The 12,565-nt window shown below is 29.9% G+C and carries 11 protein-coding genes; 4 read left to right on the top strand and 7 right to left on the bottom strand.

From position 1 onward, the window contains the following. Positions 1-84 precede the first annotated feature (84 nt). Positions 85-618: a GNAT family N-acetyltransferase gene (locus G8C43_RS02140; protein ID WP_166003812.1), complete on the top strand. Its 534-nt coding sequence runs from the start codon at positions 85-87 to the stop codon at positions 616-618. A gap of 74 nt (positions 619-692) precedes the next feature. Here G8C43_RS02140 and gyrB read toward each other — a convergent pair whose 3' ends face one another. The 5 genes from gyrB to G8C43_RS02165 all read right to left on the bottom strand — a co-directional run bounded on the left by gyrB (position 693) and on the right by G8C43_RS02165 (position 6,275). Then, positions 693-2,630: a DNA topoisomerase (ATP-hydrolyzing) subunit B gene (gyrB, locus tag G8C43_RS02145; protein WP_160543257.1), complete on the bottom strand. Its 1,938-nt coding sequence runs from the start codon at positions 2,628-2,630 to the stop codon at positions 693-695. Positions 2,631-2,788: 158 nt separating this feature from the next. After that, on the bottom strand, positions 2,789-3,547 hold the full coding sequence (gene tpiA, locus G8C43_RS02150; protein WP_160556681.1) for a triose-phosphate isomerase: 759 nt from the start codon (positions 3,545-3,547) through the stop codon (positions 2,789-2,791). A gap of 17 nt (positions 3,548-3,564) precedes the next feature. After that, positions 3,565-4,659: a BT_3928 family protein gene (locus G8C43_RS02155; RefSeq protein ID WP_166003814.1), complete on the bottom strand. Its 1,095-nt coding sequence runs from the start codon at positions 4,657-4,659 to the stop codon at positions 3,565-3,567. Between the two features lie 10 nt (positions 4,660-4,669). After that, complete coding sequence (locus tag G8C43_RS02160; protein ID WP_166003817.1) at positions 4,670-5,212, bottom strand: DUF1599 domain-containing protein; 543 nt, start codon at positions 5,210-5,212, stop codon at positions 4,670-4,672. 25 nt (positions 5,213-5,237) lie between these two features. Next, complete coding sequence (locus G8C43_RS02165) at positions 5,238-6,275, bottom strand: acyltransferase (RefSeq protein ID WP_166003819.1); 1,038 nt, start codon at positions 6,273-6,275, stop codon at positions 5,238-5,240. Between the two features lie 490 nt (positions 6,276-6,765). Between G8C43_RS02165 and folP the strand changes: the two genes are divergently transcribed. After that, positions 6,766-7,587: a dihydropteroate synthase gene (folP, locus tag G8C43_RS02170; RefSeq protein WP_166003821.1), complete on the top strand. Its 822-nt coding sequence runs from the start codon at positions 6,766-6,768 to the stop codon at positions 7,585-7,587. Positions 7,588-7,619: 32 nt separating this feature from the next. Then, positions 7,620-8,852 (top strand): phosphoserine phosphatase SerB, encoded by a 1,233-nt coding sequence (gene serB / locus G8C43_RS02175; RefSeq protein WP_105297709.1) that lies wholly within the window; start codon positions 7,620-7,622, stop codon positions 8,850-8,852. 66 nt (positions 8,853-8,918) lie between these two features. Here the strand turns inward: serB and mtaB are convergent, their stop codons facing one another. Both mtaB and G8C43_RS02185 read right to left on the bottom strand, forming a co-directional pair. Continuing rightward, a complete protein-coding gene (gene mtaB / locus G8C43_RS02180) occupies positions 8,919-10,253 on the bottom strand; it encodes a tRNA (N(6)-L-threonylcarbamoyladenosine(37)-C(2))-methylthiotransferase MtaB (protein WP_166003823.1) in 1,335 nt (444 codons plus the stop codon). Positions 10,254-10,384: 131 nt separating this feature from the next. Beyond that, complete coding sequence (locus G8C43_RS02185; protein WP_166003825.1) at positions 10,385-11,119, bottom strand: carbonic anhydrase; 735 nt, start codon at positions 11,117-11,119, stop codon at positions 10,385-10,387. Positions 11,120-11,307: 188 nt separating this feature from the next. Between G8C43_RS02185 and G8C43_RS02190 the strand changes: the two genes are divergently transcribed. Further along, on the top strand, positions 11,308-12,495 hold the full coding sequence (locus G8C43_RS02190) for an MFS transporter (RefSeq protein ID WP_166003827.1): 1,188 nt from the start codon (positions 11,308-11,310) through the stop codon (positions 12,493-12,495). The last annotated feature ends 70 nt before the right edge of the window (positions 12,496-12,565 follow it).

Genomic DNA, 12,565 nt, shown 5'->3' on the forward strand with positions numbered 1-12,565 from the left:
ATTTGATCGTTTTGAAATAAATTATATTCAATTTTTTAATAAAAGTGTTTACTCTCAATTTTAAATAAAATTCCATAAATTAATATGAAACTTGAAAAATTAAATCTTTTAGATCAAAATGAAATTACATTTGTCGAAAATAATTATACAAAATCTTTTCCTGTTGAAGAAAGGAGGCCTACGGATCAAATGTTTAAACTTTATGAAGATTATAAAGATAAATTTAAAATCTTATTATGTATAAAAGACAACGAAAGAATCGGTTTCATTACTTACTGGAAATTAAATACTTTTACATTTATTGAACATTTTGCGATTTCTTCTGTTTATAGACAAAAAGGATATGGAAGTAAAATTATGCAACTATTCATAGAAAAAATTTCACAACCTATTGTACTTGAAGTGGAACCTCCAACTTCACATTGGGATATACGTCGAATTAATTTTTATGAACGGCTAGGTTTCAAATTATGGAATGATATTGAATATAAACAACCATCCTATCATCAGGATGGTAAAAGTTACCCAATGAAATTAATGTCTCTTCGTGAAATACAACTAGATAAAGAGGAAATAAATGTTATAAAGTTAATTCATTCTGAAGTGTATCATGTTTAAATTAAATCTTATCAATAAAAAAAGCCTATTTAATAAAAATAGGCTTTTTTATTATATATAAATGTTAAAACATTTTAAGCATCAATATTTGCATAAACAGCATTTTTTTCAATAAATTCTCTACGAGGCGGTACATCATCTCCCATTAACATGGAGAATATACGATCTGCCTCTGATGCATTATTAATAGTAACTTGTCTCAACGTTCTTTTTTCAGGATTCATAGTCGTATCCCAAAGCTGTTCAGCATTCATTTCTCCTAAACCTTTATACCTTTGAACGGTAAAACCTTTACCTTGAGCATTACCTAATTGAGAAGCTATTTCCTCTCTATGTTTATCATCCCAGGCATAATATTCTTTATTTCCTTTTTTCAATAAATATAAAGGAGGGGTTGCAATATAAATATATCCTTTTTCTATCATTTCTTTCATGTAACGGAAGAAAAAGGTTAATATTAAAGTTGTAATGTGAGAACCGTCTACATCCGCATCGGTCATAATTACCACTTTGTGATATCTCAGCTTAGAAAGGTTTAATTCTTTGGAATCTTCTTCTGTACCAACAGATACCCCTAAGGCCGTATAAATATTTTTTATTTCATCACTTTCAAATACTTTATAGCTAACAGCTTTTTCTACATTAAGTATTTTACCTCTCAATGGAAGGATCGCTTGGAAGTTTCTGTCTCTACCTTGTTTGGCTGTCCCCCCTGCTGAATCTCCTTCGACTAAGAATAACTCACTTTCCTCTGCTTTACGTGAAGAACAATCAGCTAATTTTCCCGGCAAACCGCTTCCTCCTAACGGAGATTTTCTTTGTACAAGTTCTCTTGCTTTTTTAGCCGCTTGTCGCGCTTTTGCTGCAAGAAGAACTTTTTGAACAATTTGTTTTGCTTCATTAGGATGTTCTTCCAGATAATTAGTTAACATTTCGGCAACTATTTTATCTACAGCAGAACTAACTTCCGAATTACCTAATTTAGTTTTAGTTTGTCCTTCAAACTGAGGTTCCATGACTTTAACTGAAACAACAGCAGTCAAACCTTCACGAAAATCGTCACCGGTAATTTCAACCTTTTCTTTTGCCAAATTAATATTTTCATCGGCATATTTTTTCAAGGTTCTGGTTAACGCCCTTCTAAACCCGGTTAAATGCGTTCCCCCTTCATGGGTATTAATATTATTTACATACGAATGAATATTTTCCGTATACGAAGTATTATATCTCATAGCAACTTCAACCGGTATTTCATCAATCTCTCCCTCCATATGGATGATTTCATCCATTAAGGGTTCTCTGTTCTCATCTATAAATTCGACAAATTCCTCTAATCCTCTTTCAGAATAAAATTCTTCCGATCTAATGTTGCCTTCTTCATCTACTTCACGTTCATCTGATAAAGTAATAGTAATTCCTTTGTTCAAAAATGAAAGTTCACGAAGACGAGTGGCTAGTGTATCGTAATTATAAATAGTTTCGGTAAAAATTGAACTGTCGGGAATAAATGTTACTGTAGTTCCTGTATGGGTGGAAACTCCAACAATTTCAACAGAAGTTAATGCAACCCCTTTAGAGTATTTTTGCTGGTATTGTTTACCGTCTCTGTTAACGGTAGCAATCAATTCAGTAGATAATGCATTGACACAGGACACTCCCACTCCATGCAATCCACCGGAAACTTTATATGAATCTTTATCAAATTTCCCTCCTGCTCCAATTTTAGTCATAACCAATTCTAAGGCAGACAATCCTGTCTGTTTATTGGTATCTACAGGAATACCTCGACCGTTATCTTTTACCGTTATAGAATTATCTTTTCCTATACTTACATTAATAGTATCGCAATACCCGGCTAAAGCCTCATCAATGGAATTGTCAACTACCTCATATACTAAATGATGTAATCCTCTAACTCCCACATCCCCAATATACATGGAGGGACGCATACGTACATGTTCAATTCCTTCAAGCGCTTGAATACTATCTGCAGTATATTTTTGTTCACTCATTTTTTAATCGTTAATTTATTTCAAGAAATGCTTACAAATATACGTAAAAATATTGATATTTACTAGTATTTAGGGTATTTCATACTCTTTATAACCAAATAAAAAAACAGATTCGAATAAATGAATCTGTTTTTACTAAATCTAATTTTATAATGTAATTAAATTTCTTTGTATGTATTGATTAATGATCCAAAGTCTTTAACATTTAAAGAAGCCCCGCCGATTAATCCACCGTCAACATCCGGTTTTGAGAAAATTTCTTTAGCATTATCCGGTTTCACACTTCCACCATATAGAATGGATACTGAATCAGCTACTTCTTTTCCATATTTATCAGCAATTAAAGAACGGATATATGCATGTATTTCTTGCGCTTGTTCCGGGGTAGCTGTTTCGCCGGTACCAATAGCCCAAACCGGTTCATAGGCAATTACCACTTTAACGATTTCTTCAGCGGATAAGTTAAATAAAGCAATTTCGGTTTGTCTTTTAACTACTTCAAAATGTTTACCTGCTTTTCTTTCTTCTAATAATTCTCCATTACAAAAAATAGGGGTTAAACCATTATCTAAAGCTATTTTAACTTTAGCTCCTATTTGTTCGTCTGTTTCTTTATGATATTGTCTTCTTTCAGAATGGCCAATGATTGAACCGTCTACCTGAATAGAGGTAAGCATTTCTGCGGAAATTTCTCCTGTATATGCTCCCGACTTGTGTTCGGAAATATCTTCAGAAAAAACTTGTACATTTTTATGATTAGCTTTGGCATTTTCTAAATATATAAATGGTATACCTACAACAACTTCACATTTAGGTGAATTAGATTGAATAAATGAGTCAATTTCTGCTAATAAAGCTTTAGCTTCAGGCAATGTTTTATTCATTTTCCAATTTCCGGCTACAATTTTTTTTCTCATATGTATGTTTATTAAGTTTATAATTTTTCTATTTCATTCACGGTTGGAAAATCATTACCATTGTATTTGGCAACAACTATTCCTCTTTTTAATATTAATACCCCGGGATTGCTTCTATTAATTGTTTTTAATGTTGTTTGATCTGTAATGCATGAAGATAAAGGATTCAAATATTGTGGATCATTCGTTAAAATAACAAAATTAAGTTTTTTCTCCTTAAATTGAAAAGTGATTTTTCTCAATTTAGCTCGTTCAATAATACTAAGTTTTTTTGCAAATGGCACAGTAATTATCACTATTTTTTCTTGATCTAAAATATCTTGCGTTATATCATTTCCTAAACATTCTACTGTAAAATCGTGAACAGAAGGTAATTTTGCCTCTTTTAAAATTTTAACCGAAGTATCGTTGATCTTCCACGTTAGGGTGTCTTTCCAAATTCCGGAACTGATATATTCCTCGGAATTCATTTTTTTAAACTCATTAGAGGATGTATTCTTGAGTGTATATATAATTATATTTTGCTCCGGTTCACCGTCATTCATACCTACTTTAAGATTTTTTCCCACAGCATAAGGTCTAAAATCAATGATGGGTAAATGGGCAATCCCTTGATAAACAGTCCATAAGCAGATAGCAAAAGAAACACTTATGATTATCCAATTAATTTTTACAGAAAATACAGAACGGATGTATTTTGAACCGAAAACTAAGATTAAAATCATTACCAAAAGGACAATATCTTTTCCAAATGAAGTCCACGGTGATAATTTAAGCGCATCTCCAAAGCAACCACAATCAGTTACTTTGTGGAAATATGCAGAATAAAAAGTTAAAAATGAAAAGAAAATTATTAATAATAACAAAGAAGAAAGTGTAAATTTTTTCCAAACTCCCAATAAAAGAAATACACCCAACATGACTTCAAAAACTACAAAAAAAATAGACAACGGAAGTGCTAAGTGATGTAAGCTCGGCAGATTAAACACACTTTCTCCAAAATATTCTTCCAATTTATATGAAAATCCAATGGGATCAATAGTTTTAACATAACCGGATATTATAAAAACTACTCCAACAAGTATTCTAAAAAATTGAGTTAAAAATTTCATGTAACAACAATTAATTAATTTCCTGATGAAGAATTAAAGCAAATACAGAATAATTTAGAATATCAAAATAATTGGCGTCTAAACCTTCGGAAACTAATGTTTTACCTTCATTGTTTTCAATTTGTTTTATACGCAATAATTTTTGCAAAATTAAATCTGTAATAGAACTTATTCTCAGATCTCTCCAAGCCTCACCATAGTCATGGTTCTTACGCATCATTAAGTTTTTAGCCTGACTAACCTTTTCATCGTAAAGCTGTACAGCCTCATCTAAATTTAAATCAGGATTTTCTGCAATTCCTTTTTCCAATTGAATCAATGCCATAATAGAATAATTAACTATCGCTAAAAATTCTTCGTCGATTCCCTCTGAAATTTTTTGATTTCCTTTTTCCTGAATAGTTCTAATTCGATTGGCTTTGATATATATTTGATCTGTTAAGGAAGGCAATCGTAATATTCTCCAAGCCGATCCGTAATCAATCATTTTTTTTATAAATAATTCCTTACAAACCGAAATTACTGAATCAAATTGTTCTGATGTTTTTTCCATTATTCCATTAATACCTACAAATGTACTATTTAACTATATATTTTCCTAAAGGTATCTTATCTAAAGTATATAATATGATAATAGAAATTAGTAAAGTGCATAAGGTAGTAATTGGAATAGAAAATAAAGGATTAAAAGAATAAGCGCTTAGGCCGAATTGTTCAACTAAGGCCATAACTAATACATGTATTAAATATATCCCGTAACTGTATTCACTAATAAATGATAATATTTTACTTTTTTTATTAAAAATCGGAACTAAAAAGAAAAGTAGAAAAACAGAAATAGCTTGAAATAAGTCCCAGGGCTTATATTGCTCTATATAAAAATTGTTCATTTTTGACGTTAAATAGGTATCAAAGCAAATTCCTAAATAGGACAATAAGTAAATAGTTGAACATACATAAACATAATATTTAACATTATATTCATATTTTCTTCTTACTAAATAATATCCTAATACTAAATATCCCAAGAATTCGGAATATAATTTTATATAGTTAACTAAATAAACAGTACTAAAGAAAGTATAGAAAATTAAAAATATTATAAAACAAACGACTATAAAATATAATTGTTGTTTGGGATTACTATCTAAAATCCATTGATTAATAATCGGATATAATAGATAAATTCTTATAATCATGTAAATGTACCACATATGATAACTCGCTCCCGAAACCAATTCTAGATAGGTATAATCAATAACAAATCTAAATCCCAGATCCACATGATCTTTATAATGAATACCAAGTATTTTAAAGAAAATATATATTAAACTCCAAAATAAAAACGGTATTAATATTCTCGATAATTTTTTGGTAAAATGTTTAAAAGTGTATTGTTTCCCCAATGATAATAAACCGGTCATCATAACAAAAACCGGTACACCAAATCGGGCTATATTAATATAAAAGTTTGATATCCACCAGCTTTTATTAGGAACACTTCCATAATGATGGCTCATTCTGGCAGCCACATGCAATAAAATAATTCCTATAGCCGAAACAGCCCTAAGATTATCAATCCATATGATATTATTTTTATTCACAGATTTTTTCATTTAATCCTAGTTTTAAGAGCGCAAAAATAAATTAATTTTACTTACTATATCTTTTTATTCATAGATGTTTATTAATTGACTATAATATTAGTTACATGACAGGTAAAATTTAGATACATTCTTTCTCTTTATTTTAAGATTAAATCTTGGAAATTTATTGGTCTATCAATTCAATAAATTGTTACAATATAATTTATTACACTCATTTAATTGTTATAAAAATCATTTTTCATCAACAAAATTATATGTATGATAAAAAATTCTATATTATATAAATTTTGAAATATAAAAATATAAATAATATAAAAACAAAGAATAGTAGGAAGTTAATTCTGTACCATTATTATTTTAAACAATTTTAAAACATTTTTGAAAATATAATTTTCAACTAAATTTCATTAATATAAAAAACGGATGCTATTAAACTGTGTAACTATATTTACTTTAAACTTTATTTATTTTTTTAAATTTACAGCTTCAAATACGATATATGACAATTAATATTAATGGTGATTTAGTCGATTGTAATGAACCTAAAGTAGCAGGAATACTAAACGTTACTCCAGATTCTTTCTTTGATGGTGGTAGGTATTCCACTATTGATAAAGCTTTAAAACAAACAGAAAAATTAATAGATGAAGGCGCAGATTTCATAGATATTGGTGGACAATCCACTCGTCCGGATTCCGAATTTTTATCTGATGAAACAGAACTAAGCATAGTAATTCCTGTAATTAAAGCTATTAAAAAAGAATTTCCTCGGGTGAAATTATCGATCGATACCTTTTGGTCTAAAGTTGCCATTGAAAGTGTCAATGAAGGAGTGGGAATGATAAATGATATTTCGGGAGGTACTTTAGATAATAAAATGTTTGAAACTATGGGAAAACTCAACGTTCCTTATGTTTTAATGCATATGAGAGGAACTCCTCAAACTATGGGAAATTATACAGATTATGAAAATCTAATCACCGATATTAATTATTACTTTTCTAAAAAAATTAGTGAATTACGAAAATTTGGAGTCAATGATATTTTATTAGATCCGGGATTTGGATTCAGTAAGACTTTACAACAAAATTACGATTTGCTGAAAAATATAGATAAATTCAAAATATTTAATCTTCCCTTATATATAGGAATTTCCAGAAAGAGTATGATATATAAATGTTTAGAAACTTCTGCTGAAAATGCATTGATAGGTACTTCCGCATTAAATTTGTACGCCTTACAAAAAGGTGCTCATATTTTGCGTGTTCATGATGTGAAAGAAGCAAAACAAATGATTAAACTGTGGAAAATGTTAAATTAATAATTAAATGATTTAAAAAAATTAATTTTCACATGAAAAATTCATCAGAAATAATTTTAGTCAGCATATCAGGAGTTGATAAACCGGGAATAACAACAGCAATCACTCATATCTTAGGAAAATATAATGCAAAAATACTTGATATTGGTCAAGCCAATATACATCATTCTTTATCCTTAGCTATTATTTTCATGTCTGAAAACGGAAGTTCCGGAAACATTTTAAAAGAAATTTTATTTAAAGCCAACTCATTAGAAATTAATGTTAGATTTTCAGCCTTAACCAAAGAAGAATACAGCAATTGGGTTAAAGTTCAGGGTAAAAACAGATACATAATAAATATTTTAGGTAAAGAAATCAGTGCTAACCAAATTTCTGAAGTTTCTAAAGTTTTATTGGATTTTAAACTTAATATCGAACGGATTATACGTTTAACTCAACGCATACCTTTAGATCGAAATATTGATCGAACTTGCTTTGAATTTGCTGTAAGAGGTAATCTATCTAACCTAAAAGAAATACAAAATAAATTCTTATCCTTATCATCTGATTTAAATATTGATATTGCCTTACAGGAAGAAAACAGGTACCGAAGAATGAGACGCTTGATCTGCTTTGATATGGATTCAACCTTAATTCAAACTGAAGTTATCGATGAACTTGCAGAAAAAGCCGGAGTTGGAAATGAAGTTAGAGCCATCACTGAGTCTGCCATGAACGGAGAAATAGATTTTTCCGAAAGTTTTAAAAGAAGAATAAAGTTATTAAAAGGCTTGAATGAAAATGTTTTAAAAGAGATAGCAGAAAATTTACCTATTACTGAAGGGCTCGAACGACTGATGGGAGTTCTTAAGAAAAGTGGATTTAAAACAGCAATTATATCCGGAGGATTTACCTATTTCGGAGACTATCTCAAAGAAAAATTCGGATTCGATTATGTATTTGCCAATAAGTTGGAAATTATTGATGGAAAGTTAACAGGTAATTATATTGGAGATATTGTGGATGGCAAAAAGAAAGCCGAATATTTAAAATTAATTTCAACTTTTGAAAATATAGATATACAACAAACTGTTGCGGTTGGCGATGGAGCAAATGATTTACCTATGTTATCCATAGCCGGACTCGGAATTGCATTTCATGCGAAGCCAACAGTCAAACAAAATGCGAATCATTCCTTATCTACCATCGGATTAGATGGAATTTTATATTTCTTAGGTTATAAAGATTCTTCCGAAGATATTGAAATGACGTCTATTTCTTAACATTTGATTGTAAAGTTAAATTAAACGTAAACCATTGGTTGATGTGTACTAATTTTAATACTTAAATTAGTAAGCTGCAATGGTTGATCTTACCAGCACATTTCCAAAAGAATCAAGTTTTTCCAGGTAAACTTCTTCTAATTGGTTAATAAGTTTAGGATTATAAGGTTGACTAACGCGTACGTAATTTTCAGTATATCCGTACATCATCCCATTTTTGTTCTCATGCTCCCAAAGAACCGTTTTAACTTTGCCTAATTGAGATTCATAAAATGCATGGCGTTTTTTTTCAGAAAGGATTTTTAACATTTTATTCCTTTTCTTGCGCTCAGAATATGGTACCCTGTCTTCCATATGAACAGCTTCTGTATTATCCCTCTCCGAATAAGTGAAAACATGTAAATAACTAATCGGCAGATTTTGTAAAAAATTATACGTTTCTAAGAACTTTTCTTCCGTTTCTCCTGGAAAACCTACAATTACATCAACTCCTATGCAAGCATCTTTGATTACAGAATGTATCTTATGGATTCTCTCGTCGTATAAATGAGTCAGATATCTTCTCTTCATTTTCTTCAATAAATCATCGCAGCCGGATTGTAAAGGAATATGGAAATGAGGAACGAAAATTTTCGAATCAGCAACATAATCAATAATCTCATCCTTAAGCAAATTTGGTTCAATAGAAGATATTCGTATGCGTTCTATGGCTTCTACCCTATCTAAATTCTGTATTAATTCTAAAAAAGTATGTTGATGTTTTTTATTTCCAAACTCACCTTTTCCATAATCGCCAATATTCACGCCTGTAAGTACAATTTCTTTTATTCCTTTCTCAGAAATTTCTTCGGCTTGTTTAATAATGGTTTCAAGCTCTGCAGAACGTGAAATTCCTCTTGCTAAAGGAATAGTACAATACGTACATTTATAATCACAACCATCCTGTACTTTTAAAAAAGCACGTGTTCTGTCTCCAATTGAATAGGAACCTACAAAAAAATCAGCTTGATCAACCTCACAAGAATGAACTTTTACTTCAGAATCTTTTTTAAGATCCATAATATACTTGTGGATATTAAACTTTTCTTTTGCACCCAAAACTAAATCTACCCCGTCAATCTTACTGATTTCATGCGGTTTTAATTGAGCATAACATCCAATAATACAAATAAGAGCATCAGGATTTAAATGTAACGCTCTTTTAACGATAGTTTTACACTCTTTATCGGCATTATCGGTTACCGAACATGTGTTAATAATATAAACATCTGCTGTTTCTTCAAAAGATACCTTTACAAATCCTTCTTCTATTAATTGTCGGGCAATTGTAGAAGTTTCAGCAAAATTTAATTTACATCCTATGGTATGAAAAGCTACGGATTTCCTGATTTCGTTTAGCATAGTGCAAAATTACGTATTTAATTTATTTACTGAAATTAATATAATTAGTATTAAATAATTTTTATGATTTTATTAAAATTCCCTGATTATTAAAAGTATAATCAGGGAATTTAAGTTATGAGTGTATTTTTTTAATTATTAAATATTTTTCTACCGTTTAAAGGTTGAAGAGGTCTATTGTTTGATTTTGGTAAATGATATTTTATTTCATCAATTTCTTCTTCGCTCATAGTTATTGGATTTTTAAATACGATCCAAGTGACATTTTCTGCACAAGGAGGGGTAGTCAAAGATCCTAAATATGTGTAATAGGATTTATCTTTTGGATATAAATTTTCAGGGTTAAATTTTATAACCGTATTAATTTTTCCTAACCCTTTTAATGTTTTAAAAATTTCGAGTTTTTCAAAATAAGAATTTAAATTGCCCTCTTTTACCATAACACCAATTACCAATACTGAACCATCTTCTGCTTTATGAACAAAATGTAATTCCAACGGGTATCTCACTCTATCAATGGTATGTTCAGATTCTTCATGAGCATGAAATTGAACTAAGGTATAAACTTTTTTGTTGTACGTAATGGTACTTCCCGATTTAAAATCAAATTGAAGAGAATGCCCATTGTCTTCGATATCCTCGATTTCTCCGGATCCGTAATTAAATTGTATAGGCGATAAATCTTTTATATAGTTAGATTTTGAAATGTTAATTGGAGATTGAAATTTACCTATACCACATTGTTTTCCTTCTTCCAATTCTCCCCAATGTTCAGGAGAAGATTCTCCTTCATATCCCCAATGATGATTTTGAGAATAGCTCATACTTGCAGCAAGTATACTTAAAAATAAAAATACTTTTTTCATTGTTTTATCTATTATAATTTAGCACAAAATTATAGAACCACGAAATAATATAAATGTTAAATTTTTGTTAATTAGTTTAATTTAAAACAAAATGTCCTCATTTAAGTGCTTTACATAATATTTTATGATTTTACAAACTTGCGAATTAAATTTGCAGCTAATTTTCAAAAAAAAACAAAATTTTATTCATGACTAACGCTATTGATTCGAAGCCTAACAATCTATCGCCCAAAAGAATCCGTTTGGGGATATTTGCTTTTTATTTTTCACAAGGAATCTGTTTTTCCAGCTGGGCCAGCAGAATTCCCGACATTAAGAATTTTTTAAAATTAGGGGATGCTTCCTGGGGAACTATTTTATTAATGCTGCCGGTTGGTCAAATTTTAGGGATGACCCTATCGGGGTTTTTAATATCTAAAATGGGAAGTAAAAAAATATTGATTGCTTCTTTGCCTTGCTATGCCTTAAGTTTATTATTAATCGGATGTTCACAAACCGAGTTAATGTTAATTCTTACTTTAATTTTGTTTGGCTTTTTTGGTAATTTTTGTAATATTTCCGTTAATACTCAAGGAATACTTGTTGAAAATCTATACAAAAAATCCATCATGTCTTCTTTTCATGGAGGCTGGAGCATAGCCGGATTTACCGGTTCTTTAATAGGTTTAGTAATGGTAAACTTAGGGTTATCGCCTTTTCAACACTATCTGTTTATTCTTTTTACAGTAGGGGTACTTATTTTGTTTAATTTCAAATATCTACAAATAGACGCAAAAAATATTTCTGATAAAAATTCAGAAACAAAAAGTACAAAAGAGAAGCAAAAACCTGAAAAATTTTTATTTCTTCTGGGAATTACTGCTTTTTGTGGTATGGCTTCCGAAGGTGCCATGTTTGATTGGAGTGGAATATATTTTGAAGAAATCGTTAAAGCTTCCAAAAATTGGGCTCCTTTAGGTTTTACCTCGTTTATGATTATGATGGCAAGTGGTCGTTTTATTGCTGATCATGCCATACAAAAATGGGGAAGAAAACGTGTAGTTCAACTAAGTGGTATACTGATATCATTGGGCTTATTTATTTCTGTTGCCTTTCCTAATCTGATTATTACTACTTTGTCTTTTATGATTATCGGTTTAGGGGTATCCAGCATAATACCCACTATTTACAGCTTATCAGGACAGAAAACTAAAATTCCAACCGGCATGGCATTGACTATAGTTTCCAGCATAGGATTTATAGGTTTTTTATTAGGTCCTCCGGTTATAGGTTACATATCCGAAGCTCTTAATCTTAGATTTTCCTTTGCTTTAATAGGTATTTTTGGAATTTGTATTTTTATACTTTCTTCTAATTTAAAAGTTTTCAAAGATTAAAATAAGTAACTTTTCCATAAAAAACAATGCTCATAAATTTGAATAAATTTATGAGCATTGTTTTATAAAT

The organism is Apibacter sp. B2966, from assembly GCF_011082485.1.
Classification (GTDB): domain Bacteria; phylum Bacteroidota; class Bacteroidia; order Flavobacteriales; family Weeksellaceae; genus Apibacter.